Origin of the sequence: Kitasatospora sp. NPDC057904 (assembly GCF_042887925.1) — a bacterium.
Lineage (GTDB): Bacteria > Actinomycetota > Actinomycetes > Streptomycetales > Streptomycetaceae > Kitasatospora.
Window position 1 is genome coordinate 73,581 of sequence record NZ_JBHVOL010000023.1, and the last position, 17,028, is coordinate 90,608.

Below are 17,028 nucleotides of genomic sequence, written 5' to 3' on the forward strand. Positions count from 1 at the left end.
TCTCCCGGTCATGCCCTTCACGCTTCCCGCACCTCCTGGAGCAGCCCCCAGGTGAAGTCCGCGGTGTACGCGCGCACGCGCCCGTCCTCGTCCGGGACGCCGAAGTCCAGCTGGAAGCGGGTGGGGGCGCCGCCCTCGCGCGGCACGGCGGGCGGGAAGGCGGTGGCGACGTCGCCGACCACGCAGCTCCAGGGCGCCAGGTCGGCGGGGGTGCGCAGCTCGGGCGCCGGGGTGCCGGCGGCGCGCACCAGCCACTCGTTGAGCAGCGGGGCGCCGGCGTCGGCCGGGCCGAGCAGGATCTCGAAGCGCAGGCCGGGCCAGAGCGGCAGCTCCCACTGCCGCGCGGTGCAGGCGAGGTCCCCGATCGGCCGCGCCACGCTCGCCCCGGGCGGTCCGAGGACGGCGGTGTAGCGGGCGGCGCCGCGCGGGAAGCCGGGCGCGCGGACCATCGCCTGCCAGCGCTTGTTCGCCTCGCGCATCCCGGCCCGGGTGGCCCCGAGCCGCCGGACCGCGTCCTCGACCAGGTCGGGGTGGTAGTCGGCCATCCTGCGCAGCAGCACCAGCTGGAACTCGGTCGCGCCGAAGCCGTTGATCGCCATGCCCGCAGGCTACGTCGGGCGCCTACTGCCCCGTCCGGCCCGCCGCGTCGCGCTCGGCGAACACCTCGCGGGCGGCCGCGATCCCGTTGAGCGCGGCCGGGAAGCCCGCGTAGACGGCCATCTGGGTGATCGTCTCGACCGCCTCCTGCCGGGTGCCGCCGACGTTGAGGAGGCCGTGCAGGTGGACCCGCAGCTGCGGTCCTGCGGTGCCGAGCGCGGTGCAGGCGGCCACGGTGGCTGCGCTGGCTGGGCGCAAGTTATGGCGGCCACGGCGGTGAGCTTGCTCATGTTACCGAGCTCGCCCTGGGGCCGCGCAGTAGGTGTCGGAGGGCGTCACGGACGCACGTACACCGAGGCCATGAAGTCCAGGATTTGGGCATCCGTGAGGCGTGAGCCTCCACGATGGGCCACTGCAAGATCGGCTTCGCTGATCATGCCAACCAGTTTGCCGTTGTCGATCACCGGGACTCGGCGAATCTGGTATTGCTCCATCCTCCTCAGAACCATCTCGATCTGGTCGTCTGCGTGAACGGCGTGCGCCGCTCCGGCCGCCTCGGCGGTTGTCATCGTCGAGGGATCTTTCCCTAGAGCGACGCATTTGATGATGATGTCACGCTCGGTGATAATCGCTTGGAGGCGTCCACTGGAGTCGCAGACGGGCAGGGCGCTCACGCCCTTCTCCGCCATCATCTCGGCAGCCTCGGAGAGCGTCGCCGTTTCGGCAATGCACGCAGAGCGACTGTGCATGATGTCGCGAGCGGTCATGCTCCTACCCCTGGGTGCCGTCGCTTCGCGGTCCGAATCCTGGCGATGCGCCTCCGTGGGGGCCGTACCGCGGGACGGGAATCGCTCTCGAAGATCATCGATCTGCCTCTCGCTCGGCGCCCCCACGTCGGCGTTCTCGGCCATGGCACGGGAAAGCTCATCCACCACTTTCTGATCGATGTCAGGGCGGTTGGCAACCAGCAGGTCACGCATGATCTCTTGATTCGATCGCTTGCCACGGTCTTTCATGCACTTCACCTTCCCTGACGATCAAGGCGGAAACCTCACGTTACCTTGGGTAGCCACAGAATCCGTCCTTGGCATCGAGCCAGAGGCTCTCCTGCGCCGCCCACTCGGCCAGCTCAAGCTTCCGCGCTTTCGACTTTCCCTCCATGTCACTGGACTCCTTTAAGAAGTGCAGGACAGTTAGCCGCCAGTGCTCACTCGCCTCCGGCCAGTCACCGCCGTGCACCTTCACGAAGTCGGTCGCAAACAGTCTGCCGTCCCCACCGCCTCTGTGTACATCCGCCAAGGTCCTCATGGTCCACCCTCGTGCAGGCTAGGTGCATTCTCGTGTAGCTCCCGAGCGACCTTGCCGGTCGGATTCTCGTGGCGGTCACTGATCTGCCTGCTAACGATGTAGCCGACTACGCCGGCGATGAAGGCCGGTACAACGAGCCAGCCCAGGACGGACAGCGGCCAGGTGACGGCTGGCCATCCTGCATTCCTGGCGGAGCTCCGGCCAACGAGGATCTCCCAGGCATCGCCAAAGCCGATCACGAATCCAGAGATCATAAAAGGAATTAAGACGATCAGGATCCATTTCCAAGACTTGAACAAAAGCCAGTACGGAAGCCTGTCCATAAGGGCTTCCTTCTCGTCCTTCCAGCACCTCAGACTCGCCAGCCGTGATCTGCTGTCAGTAGTAAGGGGAGGAGGTTCCCCAGGTGCCATATCGTCCACCTCCTGGACATCGCCCACGCACGTCTAGATCTCGACCCCACGCGTGGCACGTGGCCCCTGATATCAGTCTGAACCTCTTATCGGCTCCGCCTCGGGATTCGGGCGAGCGCGCCCAGCTTCGAGCCGCACAGAACCTTCGGAAGGGATCCCCCGCCACGCCAGATTCGATACCTCACCTGAGGCCGTGGAGTTGGCCGCTGTCACCCAGCAGGGCCATGGGTACGCAGTGGCAGCCAACTGCGGTCGAACTCAGGCGCGCCACCAAACATCACGGATTCAAGATCTGGCCTTGCCTCGACTGCCTGCCTTGGCATGTAGAGGCCGTCCGCGACGACGGCAGAATCTTCGTCCGAGGGGGGCGAGCTGTAGACTGCTTGGCTCTCCAGGAACTGGTGAATGGGCAGCCGAACCGGCGTCTCCATGCCGCTGCAGGTACGTGATCGGCCTCAGTAGCTCCAGGTGGAGCCGGTGCCGCGGTACTCCTCGACCGGGATCGGGTGCACGTCGGAGCGCATGCGGTCGGTGTAGAGCATGCCGTCGAGGTGGTCGATCTCGTGGGCGATGAGGCGGGCGAGGCCGAACGCGTACGGCACCGTGGTCACGGTGCCATCGAGGGCTGCGGCGGTGACGTCCATCCGCAGGGGTCGCGGGACCATGCCGCGGACGTCGAAGAAGCTGAGGCAGCCCTCGTACTGTTCGTCGGTCTCGTCGGAGACGGCGGTGACCTTCGGGTTGAGCAGGATGATCGGCTCCGCGCCGGGGGTGGGTGGCAGGACGATCGCGGCGGCGCGGGGGATTCCGATCTGCGGGGCGGCGAGGCCCATGCCCTTGGCGAAGGAGTGCACGCGGCCGATCCGGTCGACGGCGGTGAACAGTTCGTCGATCACGGCCTGCGCGGTGGCCCGTTCGGTCGGTAGGTCGAAGGGCTCCGCCTGCCGGTTGAGGATGGGGGTGCCCTGCTGGATGACGCCGAGGGACTGCATCTGCTGGCTGGGCCGCACCTCGATCACCTGGTCTCCTTGGTCTGTTGCTGGTTGTTGGCGGTGGCGCGGAAGCGCCATTCGAGGCGGAAGCGGGCGTGCAGCGGCGGGCTGTCGGTGGCCCAGGCGAAGTGCCGGCGCTCGCCGTCGTCGTGGCGGCTGACGGCGGTGCGGAGCGGCACGGCCTCGGCGGTCATGGAGGTCTCGGTGCCCCACACCACCGGGTCGAGGGCGGCGGGGAAGTCGAGGCGTACGGCGAGGTGTTCGGTGGGCAGGCGGACGGCGCGCTGGAACCAGTGGCCCCACTTGTCGGCGCCGACGCTGTAGGCGTACTCGATCCAGGTGGCGTCGCCCGGGTAGAGCGGGAAGCGGCCGTGCTCGTTGTCGAACAGGAGCCAGACCTCCTTGAACGCGTCGCGGTCGTGCTTGGCCTGCCACCGCATGTCCTCGCCCTGGCACGAGGCACTGAGCGCCAGTTCGTCCCAGGTCAGTGGGTGCTCACGGTAGTGGGCGTTGGAGCGCTCGGGTTCGCCGGGGTAGCGGTCGACGGCGATGCGGATGAGGTAGCGGGTGACGGGCTCGGTGCCGGTGTTCCGTAGCCGACGGCGCATGGTCAACCGGTAGGTGCATCCGTCGAATTGGAGCGCGGCTTCGTCGTGCTCGACCACAAGTGCGGAGCCGGAGGCGTACGGCTGCTCGGAACGGCGCGGCGCCGGCGGTGTGGTCGGTGTGCGGCTGCGGGAGCGGGCGGCGTCGTAGTCGAGCCAGCGCCGCCAGATGGCTTTCCCGGCGTTGAGGGTCTCGTCGGCGAGGCGGGCGAACTCCTCGGTGGGCTTGTGGCGGCCGGACTCGATGTGGCTGACGTACGAGGGGTCGAAGCCCATCTTCCCGGCCAGCCCGCGCTTGGAGAGGCCGCGCACCTCCCGCCAGTGGGCGACTTCGGCGGCGAACGCCTCCATGGCCTGGTCGACCGCGTCGTGGTCGGCCCTCGTCTCCATCCGCTCCGCCCCCAGTGAGTGATGAATGAACCGTGAGTGACCTTAGCTCACCATCCCGTCACGATCCTGCCTCCGGCTGTCATTACCCCATCGGACGCGAACTTCCAGCGCCCGGCCGGCACCAGCCGTCCATCTTCCTTTCTGCCGCGAGGAGTTAGCCGTGTACGAGTCCCCGTCCCGCCACCGAGGCCGGCACCGCGATCCCGTCGGCGCGTTCCTCGGTGTCCTGTGGGCGGTCGGCAACGCGGTGGTGATCGTCCTGCTCGGCGTCATCGTGCACAACGACTTCGACACGGCCCGAATCGGTGCTCGCCCGGCCGCCTACCCGGCGCCGAACGACGACACCCGCGCGTAGCGCCCTTCCACCGATCGCCCACCACGGGCTGGACTCCGAACTGGAGCGCACAGCATGGAAACCAGGAACGTGATCGTCCCCGTCCACGACGGACCCATCGACCTCGCCCGCCCGCACTTCGTGGGCATCGGCGGTGCCGGCATGTCGGCGGTCGCCCGCCTGCTGCTGGAGCGCGGCAGCCGGGTCTCCGGCTCCGACACCAGCGACACCGCCGCCCTGCGTGCGTTGGAGGATGCCGGCGCCTGCGTCTTCGTCGGGCACACCGCCGCCAACCTGCCCGCCGACGCCACCGTCCTCGTGTGGTCCAGCGCGGTGACGCCGAGCAACCCCGAGGTCGCCGCCGCCCGCCGCTGCGGCATCCCGGTGGTGCACCGCTCGGACGTGCTCGCCCACCTGATCGCCGGCGCCGAACGGTCCGTCGCCGTCGCCGGCACCCACGGCAAGACCATGACCACCGCCATCCTCAGCGCCGCCCTCGCCCACCTCGACCCGTCGTACTCCATCGGCGGCGCCCCCGTCGGCCGCCCCAACGCCCATCACGGCACCGGCGGCCTCCTGATCGCCGAGGCGGACGAGAGCGACCGCACCGCAGGCCGTTACCACCCGCAGGTCGCCGTCGTCCTGAACGTGGACGACGACCACCCCGAGCAGTACGTCGACCTGAACGACGTCCTCGACACCATCGAGCGCCTGGCCCGCAACAGCTCCGTGCTGGTCGTCTCCGCCGACGACCCGGGAGCCCGGCTGCTGGCCGAGCGCCTTCAGCTCGCCCCCGGCCCGCGCGTGGTGACCGTGGGCGAGAGCCGGGGCGCGGACGTGCGCGTGATGCGCGTCCTGTGGGACGGGCAGGCCAGTCACGTCACCGTGCAGGACACCGACGGGGCCCGGCACCAGTTCATCCTGGCCGTCCCAGGCCGCCACAACGCGATGAACGCCGCCGCCGCGTTCGCCGCCGGCCGCGTGCTCGGAGCCGAGCCCGTCGACCTGGTGGGCGGTATCAACGCCTTCCAGGGCGTCCAGCGCAGGCTCACCATCACCGGTCGGCGCGGCGGGATCACGGTGCTGGACTCCTACGCCCACCACCCGAGCGAGATCACCGCCGACCTGGCCGCCGCCAGGATGCTCACCGAGGGCCGGGTGATCGCGGTGTTCGAGCCGACCGGCTGGACCCGCACCGCCGCCCTCGGCGAGGAGATGGGCCGCCGGCTCGCGGCGGCCGACGAGGTCGTCCTCCTCGACGTGCACGCCACGGTCGAGTCACCGCTGACGGGGGTCAGCACTGCGCCGATCGCCGCGCAGGTCGTCGCCCACGGCGGCCGGGCCCACACCGCGGGAGACGGGCGCGACGTGGCGGACGTGGTGGCCGAGCTGGTCGAGCCCGGCGACTTGGTGATGACGATGGGCACCGGGACGGCCGGTCGCGTCGGACGGGCGGTCCTGCTGCGGCTGGCCGAGACCCCGGTGGCGGTCCCGGCCAGGTAGTCAGCGTGCAGCGTCGGGCTTGGCGAGCCGCATCGCGGTGTCCTCCAGCCCGACGCTGTGGGAGCCCTTGATCAGCACCACGTCTCCGGGCTTGAGGTAGGTCAGCAGCAGGTCGAGAGCGGCGTCCCGGTCCGGCACCAGCGTGCCGTTGACGCCGCCCTCCACCGCCCAGGTGTGCACCAGCCGGGCCTCCCAGTCGCCGACCGCGATCAGGTCGGTGATCCCGCTACGGGCAACGAGGCGGCCCAGCTCCGCGTGGTGGGCCTCGGACTCCTCGCCCAGCTCCCGCATCTCGCCCAGCACCGCCACCGTCCTCCGCCCGCCGCCCGCGATGGCGGTGAGCGCGGACAGGGCGACGGCCATCGAATCGGGGTTCGCATTGAACGCGTCGTTGATCACCGTCACGCCGTCCGTCCGTTCGGTGACGTCCATCCGGCCCGGCGTCAGCTGCCGGGCACCGCTCAGCGCCTCCGCCGCCTGCCGCACGCTCGCGCCCAGGCCGATCGCCACCGCGGCGGCGGCCGTCGCGTTGGACACGTGGTGGGCGCCGTGCAGCCCCAGCTTCACGGGGGCGCTGTCGCCCCGGTACGTGAGGGTGAACGACGGCCGGCCCGCGGCGTCCAGCTCGACATCGAGGGCCCGTACGTCCCCGGCGTGCACCCCGAAGGTCAGGACCGGCGCGACCGTGCGCGGTGCCATCGACATGACGTACGGGTCGTCGGCGTTGAGCACCGCCAGGCCGTCGGCGGGCAGGGCCTCGACGAGTTCGCCCTTCGCGACGGCGATCGACTCCTTCCCGCCGCCGAACTCGCCTACGTGCGCGGTCCCGACGTTCAGCACCAGGCCGACCTTCGGCGGGACGATCCCCGTCAGGTACTTGATGTGCCCGGCGCCGCGCGCCCCCATCTCCAACACCAGCAGCCGGGTGCTCTCGTCCGCCCGGAACACGGTCAGCGGCAGGCCGATCTCACCGTTGAACGACAGCGGCGTGGCCACCGTCGTGTCCATGGTCTGCAGCACCTGGGCCAGCAGGTCCTTGGTGCTGGTCTTCCCGGCCGAGCCGGTCAGCCCGATCACCGTCGGCGCGTTCAGCCGTGCCAGCACCGCGCGGGCCAGGGCGCCCATCGCGTCCTGCACGTCCGGCACCACGACCGCCGGCACCCCGACCGGCCGTACCGCCAGCACCGCCACCGCACCCGCGGCCACGGCGGCCCCAGCGAACTGGTGCCCGTCGGTGTGCTCACCGGGCAGCGCGATGAACAGCGCCCCTGGCTCGACCAGCCGCGAGTCGATCACGCCGGGCCGGTCCACCACCGCGCCCGGGTCGGGGGCGTCGTGCAGGGCACCCCCGACGGCCTCGGCGATCTCTTGCAAGGTCATGGGGACCACGGTGGCTCCACTCCATCGACACCCGCCCCGGCCCGGGGCGTCCTTCCCGTCGACGCTATCGGCTCGCCCGGCCCCTGCCCGAAGTCCCACGCATTCCGAACCAGACTGTGACAAAAGGAAGATGGGCATGTCTGCTGAACGTCGTATCGCGCTCGTCACCGGCGGCCGTTCCGGTGAGCGCGACCGCTCGCTGATCTCCGGCGAGGCCGTCCGCGAGTCACTGGTCCGCCGGCACCTGGCGCACGTCGTGCTCGACCCGACCGACAAGGACTTCACCGACCGCGTCCGCGAGACGGACATGGCCTTCCTGGCCATCGCCGGCCAGTGGGCCGAGGACGGCAAGCTCCAGGGCCTCCTCGACAGCCTCGGCGTCCCGTACACCGGCTCCGGGGTGCCGGCCAGCGCGATGGCGATGCACAAGCCGACCGCGAAGACCGGAAAGCATGGGCTGATGCAGCCGCCCCCGTCCCCGAAGCTGTTGATCGCCATATGCGCAGGCTACGTCGGACGCCTACTGCCCCGTCCGGCCTGCTGCGTCGCGCTCGGCGAACACCTCGCGGGCGGCCGCGATCCCGTTGAGCGCGGCCGGGAAGCCCGCGTAGACGGCCATCTGGGTGATCGTCTCGACCGCCTCCTGCCGGGTGCCGCCGACGTTGAGGAGGCCGTGCAGGTGGACCCGCAGCTGCGGTCCTGCGGTGCCGAGCGCGGTGCAGGCGGCCACGGTGGCCAGTTCACGGGTCTTCAGGTCGAGGGCGGGGCGGGAGTAGACGTCGGCGAAGGCGAAGTCGACGATGTGGTCGGCCAGGGCGGGGGCGATGTCCGCGAGCGAGGCGACGACGCGCTCCCCGGCCTCCCCGTCGACCCGCTCCAGCGCGGCGAGCCCGCGCTCGTGCCGCTCGCGCAGCGTCTCCGCGCCGTCGGCCTCGCTGCGGACGGGGGTGTAGTCGAGCCCCGGCCGGGCGGCGAAGGCGGCCTTCGCGACGGCGATGCCGTTGAGTGCCGCCGGGAAACCGGCGTAGACGGCCGTGTGGAGGACCGTCTCGACGATCGCGGACGGCTCGACGCCGACGTTGAGGGCGCCGTCGATGTGGAAGCGCAGCTGCGGGGCGGCGGTGCCGAGCGCGGTGAGGGCGGCGACGTTGACGAGCTGGCGCTGGGCGAGGGTGAGGCCGGGGCGGGTGTACACGTCGCCGTAGCCGAACTCGACGGTCAGCCGGGCGAGGTCGGGGGCGATGCCGGCGAGGCCGTCCAGGACTCCGGCGCCCTCGGGGCCGGCGACCTCGTGCAGGAGGGCCAGCCCGCGGGCGTGGCGGTCGGCGGACGGGGTGGCGGGAGCGGCGGGAGCGGTCACGGGGGACTCCTTGGGATTCCGGATTGGCGTTACGAAACGTTTCGTAACGTCGATGAGGCTAGAGCGGTCCCGCGCCGACTGTCAAAACGAAACGTAACGTCACGTCTGGGCTAGACTCCGGACCATGAGCCCCCAGCCGAACCCCGAACGCCGTAGCGAACGCGCCCGCCGTGCCGTCCTGGACGCCGTCTTCGAGGTGGCCGCGGCCAAGGGGTACGGCAAGACCACCATCGAGGCCGTCGCGGCGACCGCGGGCGTCGGCAAGCCGACCATCTACCGCTGGTGGCCCTCCAAGGGCGCGATCGCCCTGGACGCCGTCAACGACCGGATCGGCGACTCGATGGACTTCCCCGACACCGGGGACGTCGCCGCCGACCTCACCGCCCAGCTCACCGCCGTGGCCGCCATGCTCACCGGCGACACCGGCACGCTCTACCGCGGCATCATCGCCGAGGCCCAGAGCGACCCCGCCCTGGCCGCCGCCCTGCGCGCCACCTTCCTCGAACCCCGCATCGAGCGGTGCGTGCGCCGCCTCGACACCGCCGTCGCCGCCGGCCAGCTCCGCGCCGACCTGCCCACCCGCACGATGGTCGACATCCTCTACGCCCCGGTCTACTACCGCGTCCTCCTGGGCGCCGGCCCCGAGGAGACCCTGCGCAGTCCCCTCCTCGTCACGCCGGTCCTGGAAGGCCTGCGCCCGGCCTGACGTCCGCCCGGCACTAGAGTGGCGGAATGGCCCGATTCGTCCTGACCCGTCGTTGCCCGCTGCCGCCGGACGAGTGCTGGGCGCGGCTCACCGACTGGCCCCGGCACGGGGACCGGGTGCCGCTCACGCGTGTGCGGGCCGTGCGGGGCGGCGGGCGGGAGACCGGGGACGTCGTCCTGGCGCGAACCGGGCTGGGGCCGCTGGGTTTTGACGACCCGATGGAGATCGTCGCATTGGATGCCCCCGGGGACGGTCTGCCCGGGCTGTGTCGGCTGGAGAAACGCGGGCGCGTGGTGCGCGGCCACGCCGAACTGCGGGTGCGCGCGCTGGGCGCGGGCAGCGAGGCCGTGTGGGAGGAGGAGCTGCGGATCGCCGGCCTGCCCCGCCTGTTCGACCCGCTGGTGGCCGCCGCCGGGCGGGCCGTGTTCGGACGGGTCCTGGACCACCTGCTCGCCCCGACCGCGGGGTGAGGCGTCCCGGCCCCACCGTGCGCGTGCCCGTGCGGCGTTGAACCGCTGGGACGACATCCGCCCGGGCCGCCGCGCGGCGGGGTTCCGGCCCGTGACGGGACGTGTAGAAACGGCTGCACCTGGCCGGGCGGCGGACGCTTCGCGGTCGCCGCCCGAAGCCCCAAGCCACTCCTCACCCAAGGAGACCCGGACGCATGCTGAGAATCACCGCCGACGTCTACTCCGGCCGGCCCGACCCCGTCGCGGACATCACCGATGAGGCGCAGGCACGCGCGGCTCTTCGGGATCTGACGCGGGACCGGACGCTGTTCACCGGCTCCCGGCCCTCCGAACCGCTGACGGGCGGTCTGGGCCTGCGCGGGTTCTGGCTGGAGACCTTCGACGACGGGCTCGCGCGCGACTTCGACGTGGACTCGCGCCTCTACGTCCCGGTGGGACCGCAGGCGCCCGCCGGGCGCGTCGCGGAGGTCGCCGAGCGGCTGATCACCATCGCGGACTGGAGCCAGGCCCCCGACACGTTCGCCGGAGCGACGCCGCCGCTCGACGCGTCCTTCCGGGAGTTCCTGCTCGGGCAGCTGTCGGGCAGCAGCGGGATCTCCGCGCAGGACGGGGTCGAGCCGGCCGGCGGCGCGCGCGAGGAGCGCCCCGCGGTCACCTGCACGATCGAGCTCGGGGCGTTCAACCCCGGGTTCTGGAACAACGACCCGACCGTCCAGGCCGGCAACAACTGCTACAACTACGCCAGCAACTGGCGCACGAACACCTTCGCGCAGCCCGGTCGCGGCTGCGGCAGCATGTACACGCGGATCGACTGCGGCGAGATGACCCGCGCGGCGCTCTGCGACGGCATGCACCACCGGTTCGACTGCTTCCCCGACGGCGAGAAGCCGCGCTTCCTCGTCGCCCTGGTCGTCATCCCCGGCGGCGGCGACTTCCACTGGTACCGGAAGCAGAAGGAGGGCTTCTGGGGCCATAAGCCGGGCGGGACGGCGGCCCGCAACTACGACAACAGCGGGAACGTGATCTACGACCCGGAGACGGCCGACCGCGGGCCCTACACGATCTTCTGCGGCTACTTCTACGGCTGCAACAGCCAGCGGCAGCGGATCCGCTGAAGGGCGGTCACCGGTGATCGTCGAGGTGGACCTCTACAGCGGCCGCCCCAACCCCCGCTTCCCCCTGGAGCCCGCCGCGGCAGGCGAGTTGGCGCGCCGGATCGAGGCGCTGGCGCCGGCGGGCGCCGGCGCGCGGCCACGGGACGGGCTCGGCTACCGGGGACTGCGAGTAGGGACCGGCGCGGACGACGACGCCGCCGAGATCGTCGTGTCCGGCGGACTGGTGACCCTGCACGGCCCGGACGGGCCGCCGCGCCGCCTGGAGGACGCGGGGCGAGAGCTGGAGCGGTGGCTGCTTGACGTGGGCACCGGGAGGCTGGACCCCGAGGTCCTCGCGACGGTCCGTCAGGACCTCGCGCGATAGCGGCGGGGCGGGATATCCGGGAAAAAGAGGGCCATGGTCCCTTCCGGATCACCCGTCCCGCCCTTCGGATCGGCCATCGGACGGCCACAACCATCCGTACAGAGAGGATGGTTGTGCCCTCGCGCGAACGCGGCCGGAAATAGCGGGTGGCGATCGTCACATGCCCATGAGGCCCGGTCGCTTTGCGTAATGCGATAGTCTCCGACGGTGATTGGCGCGCTCGCGTCACGTAGCGGCACTCCCCTGACCTGGGAGAAGTCCGCGAAGTAGCCATGGGCACATCGGGTTCAGGCGTGCATGAAGGTCGTGGCGGGGTGATGTCGAATCACCTCGCGTGATTTTACGTGCCTTTAATCAGCCGGACCCGCGCTGGAAAGAAAGAAGGGTGTCGTGAACAAGACTCGGTTAGAAGCCATCGGGGCCTACCTCCCCACGACGGTGATGAGCACCGGGGAACTCCTCGGCCGCCTGGAGAAGGCGCCGGAGTTCGACCTCGTGAAGATCACCGGGACGACGGAGCGGCGGGTGGCGGACGACACCGCGCACGACCCCGAGGACAGCCTGACGATGGCCGTGGCCGCCGCCCGGGACTGCCTGGAACGCTCCCGCCACGCGCCGGACGGCATCGACGCCGTGATCTCCTGCTCCATCAGCCGCATGGCCGACGGCGGACGCCTGCAGTTCGAGCCCTCCTTCGCGCACCGCATCGCCGAGGAAATCGGCGCGCACCACGCCCTGCGCTTCGACGTCTCCAACGCCTGTGCCGGCATGATGACCGGCGTCCTCCTGCTGGACCGGATGATCCGCGCCGGCACCGTGCGCAACGGCCTGGTCCTGAGCGGGGAGCAGATCACCCCCATCGCCTTCACCGCCGCGCGCGAGATGGAGGACAGCAGGGACCCCCAGTTCGCGTCGATGTCCGTCGGGGACTCCGCCGTCGCGCTGGTGATGGACCGCGCGACCGACGACCGCGACGTGATCCACGACATCGAGCTGATGACGTGTTCGGAGTACTCGCACCTGTGCCTCGGCATGCCCAGCGACGGCACCGGCGGCATGGCCATGTACACCAACAACAAGGAGATGCACGCCGAGGACCGGCTCTCGCTGTGGCCGGCCTTCCACGGGGACAAACTCGCCGAACAGGGGCGTCAATTCGCCGACGAAGGCTACGACTTCGTCATCCAGCACCAGGTCGGCACCCGGTTCGTGGACTTCATGAACACCACCGGCGCGAGCCGCTTCGGCGCGCCCATGCCGCCGTCCCTGTCGGTCGTCGACCGGCTGGCGAACACCGCCACCACCTCGCACTACCTGGTGCTGCACCAGGCGCTCGCCGAGGGCCGCATACCCGGGGGGTCGAAGGTGCTGATGGTGCCCGCCGCCTCGGGTGTCGTGACCGGCTTCCTGTCCGCGACCGTCTCCTCCCTGGAGGTGTGACCCCATGGCCACCGTCATAACCTCGGCCACGCTCGCCCCGGCCGACGGCTCCGGCAGCTCCATCGGCCACGCGGCCGCGGCCGGCCGCGCCTGCCTGGAGCGGGCCGGGCTCGCCTCCGCCGACGTCGACGTCCTGATCAACGTCGGCGTCTACCGCGACTCCAACATCGTCGAGCCGTCCGTCGCCGCGCTCATCCAGAAGCGCCTGGGCATCAACCTCGACTACCTGCGCTCCCCCGAGCGGCGGGCCGCGTTCTCCTTCGACCTCATGAACGGGGCCTGCGGCGTGCTCAACGCCGTCCAGGCGGCCGACGCCCTGCTCGCCACCGGCGGCGCCCGCCGGGTCATGGTGGTCTGCGCCGACACCCACCCGTCGTCGGACGCCTCCCGCGCCGGCACGCCCGCCTTCCCATACGCGAGCACCGGGGCGGCCCTGCTGCTCGAACGCACCGACGACGGACGCGGCTTCGGCCGGGTGCACCACCGCTCCCTGCCCGGCGGGCACGGGGTCAACGGCTACCTGCCGCTGCCCGACGTCGGCGCCAGCGGGCGCAGCAGCATCGTCGTGGAGCGCGACGGCGACGCCCTGGACCGGATGCTCGACCTCGCCGCCGACGCCGTGCGCACCGTCCTGAGCGCCGAGGACGGCACCGGGGACGGCACCGAGGACGGCCGCGCCCGCCTCGCCCTCGACCGCACCCTGCTCGTCACCTCGCAGCCCTCACCCGGGTTCGCCGCCCGCCTGGCCAAGCGCCTGGGCCTGGCCGCCGACGCCGCCGTCACCGTCGAGGGCGTCCACGGCGACCCGCACACCTCCGCGCTCGTCCACGGCTACCTCCAGGCCCTGGACACCGGCCGGCTCGCCGGACACGACCAGGTGCTCTTCCTCGCCGTCGGCGCCGGGCTCACCTCGGCGGCCTCGCTCTACCGCCTGACCGCCCCCGACACGGACGGCAGCGACGGCAGCGACGACGGTACCGGCAGCGGCGACGGGGGGACCGTCCGATGACGCCCGCCCCCTCCCTCCCCCGCGAGCAACACGCCTCCCCCGCACGGCTGTTCGCCGACCACGCCGCCCGCACCCCCGACACGGCCGCACTCGTCCACCCCGACGCGGACCGCACCGAACCGGACGGCCGCGCCGCCTACACCACCGTCGGCTACGCCGAACTCGCCGCCACCGTCGCGGCCTGCGCCGCCGGCCTGGAGGCGCACGGCATCCGCCGCGGCACCCGCACGGCCCTGCTGGTACCGCCCGGCGGCGACCTGCTGACGCTCGTCCTCGCCATGCTGCACGTGGGCGCCGTCCCCGTCGTCGTGGACCCCGGCATGGGCCTGGAGCGCATGCTCGACTGCCTGCGGCGCGTGCGCGTGGAGGCCTTCATCGGCGTCCCGAAGGCCCAGGTGCTGCGCCGGCTGCGCCCGCACGCCTTCGCCGGCGTGCGCAGCTCCGTCACGGTGGGCGGCCCGGACGGCACCGCGCTGCGCAGGCTGATCACCGCCGGCGCCGGCCGGCCCCCGCTGGCCCCCGCGCCCACCGGCCCGGACGACCTCGCGCTCATCGGCTACACCACCGGCAGCACCGGCCCGGCCAAGCCGGTCGAGGTCACCGCCGGCATGCTGCTGGCGATGGCACGGGGCAGCGAGGAGGCCCACTTCACGGACGACGAACGGACCACCCTGGTCACCATGCCGCTCATGGGCGTGTTCGACCTGGTGGCCGGGCGGACCGTGGTCGTGCCGAGGATGGACATGGCCCGGGTCGGCGCCGCCGACCCCGCGTCGCTGGCCGACGCCGTGCGGCGCTTCGGGGTGGACGCGATGTTCGCCTCCCCCGCACTGCTGGCCCCGCTCGCCGCCCACCTGGCCGCGACCGGCGCCCCGGTGCCCTCGCTGCGCCTGGTCATCTCCGGCGGCGCCCCGGTGAGCCCCGCGCTGCTGGCCGGGCTGCGCGCCGTCCTGCCCGGCGAGGCACGCGTGTTCAGCACCTACGGGGCGACCGAGGCCCTGCCCATGGCGCTGCTGGAGAGCCGCGAGGCCCTGGCCGCGGGGAGCGCCGCCGGGACCGCGGACGGGAGCACCGGCTCACCGGCCGCGGGGCCGGCCGCCGGACTCGGCGTCTGCCTGGGCCGCCCGGCGCCGGGCATGGCGGTGCGCACCGTCGCGATCGGCGACGACCCGCTGCCCCGCTGGACGCCCGGCCTGGCCGTGCCGCCCGGCGAGATGGGCGAGATCGTGGTGAGCGGACGGGCCGTCAGCCCCCGCTACTTCCGCGCGGAGCGGGCCGACGCCGACCACAAGATCCAGGACGGTGACACCCGCTGGCACCGCACCGGTGACGTCGGATGGATCGACGAGCAGGGCCGGATCTGGTTCTGCGGGCGCAAGAGCCAGCGGGTGCGGACCCCCGAAGGCGACCTGCACACGGTGCGCTGCGAAGGCGTCTTCAACGCCCACCCGCGGGTGCGGCGCACCGCGCTGGTCGGCGTCGGGCCGCGCGGGCGCCGGCGGCCGGTGCTGTGCGTGGAGCTGGCGCCGGGCACCGGCCGGGAGCAGTGGCCGCGCATCGAGGAGGAACTGCGCGCCCTCGGGGCGGACCACCCGATGACGAAGCCCGTCGCGGACTTCCTGGTGCACCCGGCGTTCCCGGTCGACGTGCGCCACAACGCCAAGATCCGCCGGGAGCTGCTGGCCGGCTGGGCCGAGGACCGGCTCACCGGCGGCCGGCGCCCCAGCGCCGCGGACCTGGCGCTGCGCGCGGTGCCGCTGGCCGGCTGGGCGTACCTGGCCGCGTGGCCGCTGCTGCCCTGGGAGCACCCGGTGCTCACCGCGCTGTGGTGGGTGGACGCCTTCCTGAGCGTCGTCGTCCACGCGGCGCAGATACCGGCCGCGCTGCGGGCCGAGCAGGAACGCGCCACCGCCCGCAGGCCGTCGGCCACCGCCGCCCTCACGATGCTCTTCGGGGCGACGTGGTGGCGCCGGGCCCGCGCCGGCGCGAAGGGCGGCGCGTCGTGAAGGTCCTGGTGACGGGCGCGTCCGGATTCCTGGGCAGCCACATCGTCGACGCCTGCCTGCGAGCCGGCGACGAGGTCCGCGTGCTGGTGCGCGAGGGCAGCGACCTCGGCCACCTGCGCACCGTGGCGGGCGTCGAGTTCGCCTTCGGCGACCTGCGGGACCAGGCCTCGCTCAGGGCGGCGGCGGACGGCGTCGACGCGGTGCACCACAGCGCCGCCCGGGTCACCGACCGGGGCACCCGGGCCCGGTTCTACGCCGAGAACGTCGACGGCACCCGGCGGCTGATGACCGCCGCCCGCGACGCCGGGGCCCGGCGGTTCGTCTTCATCGGCAGCCCCAGCGCGCTGATGGGCGTGCGCGACGGCGACCGGCTCGGCATCGACGAGAGCGAGCCCTACCCCCGGCGCTTCCTCAACCTGTACTCGGAGACCAAGGCCGCCGCCGAACGCCTCGTCCTGGCCGCCGACCGGCCGGACTTCACCACCGTCGCACTGCGCCCGCGCGCCGTGTGGGGCCCGCGCGACCACTCCGGGTTCATGCCGCGCCTGCTGGCGAAGATGATGGCCGGGCGCCTGCCCGACCTCTCCGGCGGCCAGCCCGTCCTCGCCTCGCTGTGCCACTGCGACAACGCCGCCGCGGCGAGCGTGCGCGCCGCCCGGGCCCCCGGGGTGGGCGGCCGGGCCTACTTCGTCGCGGACCCGGAGCCGGTGGAGGTGTGGAGCACCCTGGCCGCCCTCGCCGAGCGCTTCGGCGGCACGCCCCCGACCCGGCGGGTCCCCCTCCCGGTGCTGAAGGCCGCCGCCTTCGCCGCGGACCTGCTCTGGAAGCTGCCCCCGCTCGCCGAACGCACCTCCCCGCCCCTGTCCCGCTACTCGCTGGCCCTGCTGACCCGGTCCGCCACGTACGACACCTCGGCGGCGCGCCGCGACCTGGGCGCGCCGGTGGTGGACCACGCGACCGGGATGGCCCGGCTGGCCGCCTGGATCGAGGAGATCGGCGGCGTCGACGAGTTCACCAGGAAGGTGAAGCCTTGACC

The 17,028-nt window shown here is 72.4% G+C and carries 18 protein-coding genes; 10 read left to right on the forward strand and 8 right to left on the reverse strand.

Features of this window, described 5'->3' with window-relative positions:
- Positions 1-17 precede the first annotated feature (17 nt).
- From ACFVSN_RS37240 to ACFVSN_RS37265, 6 genes are all read right to left on the reverse strand, one after another.
- A complete protein-coding gene (locus ACFVSN_RS37240; RefSeq protein WP_387600483.1) occupies positions 18-599 on the reverse strand; it encodes a hypothetical protein in 582 nt (193 codons plus the stop codon).
- Positions 600-621: 22 nt separating this feature from the next.
- Positions 622-831 (reverse strand): carboxymuconolactone decarboxylase family protein, encoded by a 210-nt coding sequence (locus ACFVSN_RS37245; protein ID WP_387600486.1) that lies wholly within the window; start codon positions 829-831, stop codon positions 622-624.
- A gap of 101 nt (positions 832-932) precedes the next feature.
- Complete coding sequence (locus tag ACFVSN_RS37250) at positions 933-1,613, reverse strand: CBS domain-containing protein (protein ID WP_387600489.1); 681 nt, start codon at positions 1,611-1,613, stop codon at positions 933-935.
- 288 nt (positions 1,614-1,901) lie between these two features.
- On the reverse strand, positions 1,902-2,228 hold the full coding sequence (locus ACFVSN_RS37255) for a DUF6313 family protein (RefSeq protein WP_387600492.1): 327 nt from the start codon (positions 2,226-2,228) through the stop codon (positions 1,902-1,904).
- A 545-nt stretch (positions 2,229-2,773) separates the two neighbouring features.
- Positions 2,774-3,337, reverse strand: coding sequence for a peptide deformylase (locus tag ACFVSN_RS37260; RefSeq protein WP_387600495.1), 564 nt, complete (start codon positions 3,335-3,337; stop codon positions 2,774-2,776).
- Positions 3,334-4,305, reverse strand: a complete 972-nt coding sequence (locus ACFVSN_RS37265) for a helix-turn-helix domain-containing protein (RefSeq protein WP_387600498.1) — start codon at positions 4,303-4,305, stop codon at positions 3,334-3,336. Before ACFVSN_RS37265 ends, ACFVSN_RS37260 begins: the two co-directional genes overlap by 4 nt.
- A 160-nt stretch (positions 4,306-4,465) precedes the next feature.
- On the opposite strand from ACFVSN_RS37265, the gene ACFVSN_RS37270 reads away from it, so the two are divergent.
- The gene (locus ACFVSN_RS37270; protein ID WP_387600501.1) at positions 4,466-4,660 is read left to right on the forward strand and encodes a hypothetical protein; all 195 of its coding nucleotides are present in this window, start codon (positions 4,466-4,468) and stop codon (positions 4,658-4,660) included.
- A 54-nt stretch (positions 4,661-4,714) separates the two neighbouring features.
- Positions 4,715-6,142, forward strand: a complete 1,428-nt coding sequence (gene murC, locus ACFVSN_RS37275; RefSeq protein ID WP_387600504.1) for a UDP-N-acetylmuramate--L-alanine ligase — start codon at positions 4,715-4,717, stop codon at positions 6,140-6,142.
- Here the strand turns inward: murC and murF are convergent, their stop codons facing one another.
- Both murF and ACFVSN_RS37285 read right to left on the reverse strand, forming a co-directional pair.
- Entirely contained in the window at positions 6,143-7,531 is a 1,389-nt protein-coding gene (murF, locus tag ACFVSN_RS37280) for a UDP-N-acetylmuramoyl-tripeptide--D-alanyl-D-alanine ligase (RefSeq protein ID WP_387600507.1), read from the reverse strand.
- A 511-nt stretch (positions 7,532-8,042) separates the two neighbouring features.
- On the reverse strand, positions 8,043-8,882 hold the full coding sequence (locus ACFVSN_RS37285; RefSeq protein WP_387957857.1) for a carboxymuconolactone decarboxylase family protein: 840 nt from the start codon (positions 8,880-8,882) through the stop codon (positions 8,043-8,045).
- 124 nt (positions 8,883-9,006) lie between these two features.
- Between ACFVSN_RS37285 and ACFVSN_RS37290 the strand changes: the two genes are divergently transcribed.
- The 8 genes from ACFVSN_RS37290 to ACFVSN_RS37325 all read left to right on the forward strand — a co-directional run bounded on the left by ACFVSN_RS37290 (position 9,007) and on the right by ACFVSN_RS37325 (position 17,026).
- Positions 9,007-9,588 (forward strand): TetR/AcrR family transcriptional regulator, encoded by a 582-nt coding sequence (locus ACFVSN_RS37290; protein ID WP_380495899.1) that lies wholly within the window; start codon positions 9,007-9,009, stop codon positions 9,586-9,588.
- Between the two features lie 26 nt (positions 9,589-9,614).
- The gene (locus tag ACFVSN_RS37295) at positions 9,615-10,058 is read left to right on the forward strand and encodes an SRPBCC family protein (protein ID WP_387957859.1); all 444 of its coding nucleotides are present in this window, start codon (positions 9,615-9,617) and stop codon (positions 10,056-10,058) included.
- Positions 10,059-10,252: 194 nt separating this feature from the next.
- Entirely contained in the window at positions 10,253-11,173 is a 921-nt protein-coding gene (locus tag ACFVSN_RS37300) for a hypothetical protein (RefSeq protein WP_387600516.1), read from the forward strand.
- Positions 11,174-11,186: 13 nt separating this feature from the next.
- On the forward strand, positions 11,187-11,537 hold the full coding sequence (locus ACFVSN_RS37305) for a hypothetical protein (protein WP_387957861.1): 351 nt from the start codon (positions 11,187-11,189) through the stop codon (positions 11,535-11,537).
- Between the two features lie 390 nt (positions 11,538-11,927).
- On the forward strand, positions 11,928-12,977 hold the full coding sequence (locus ACFVSN_RS37310; RefSeq protein ID WP_387957862.1) for a 3-oxoacyl-ACP synthase III family protein: 1,050 nt from the start codon (positions 11,928-11,930) through the stop codon (positions 12,975-12,977).
- Between the two features lie 4 nt (positions 12,978-12,981).
- Complete coding sequence (locus ACFVSN_RS37315) at positions 12,982-13,986, forward strand: hypothetical protein (protein WP_387957864.1); 1,005 nt, start codon at positions 12,982-12,984, stop codon at positions 13,984-13,986.
- Positions 13,983-15,992 carry a fatty acid CoA ligase family protein gene (locus ACFVSN_RS37320; protein ID WP_387957865.1) on the forward strand — a complete coding sequence of 670 codons (2,010 nt, stop codon included), beginning with the start codon at positions 13,983-13,985 and terminating at the stop codon, positions 15,990-15,992. Before ACFVSN_RS37315 ends, ACFVSN_RS37320 begins: the two co-directional genes overlap by 4 nt.
- Entirely contained in the window at positions 15,989-17,026 is a 1,038-nt protein-coding gene (locus ACFVSN_RS37325; RefSeq protein ID WP_387957867.1) for an NAD-dependent epimerase/dehydratase family protein, read from the forward strand. Before ACFVSN_RS37320 ends, ACFVSN_RS37325 begins: the two co-directional genes overlap by 4 nt.
- The last annotated feature ends 2 nt before the right edge of the window (positions 17,027-17,028 follow it).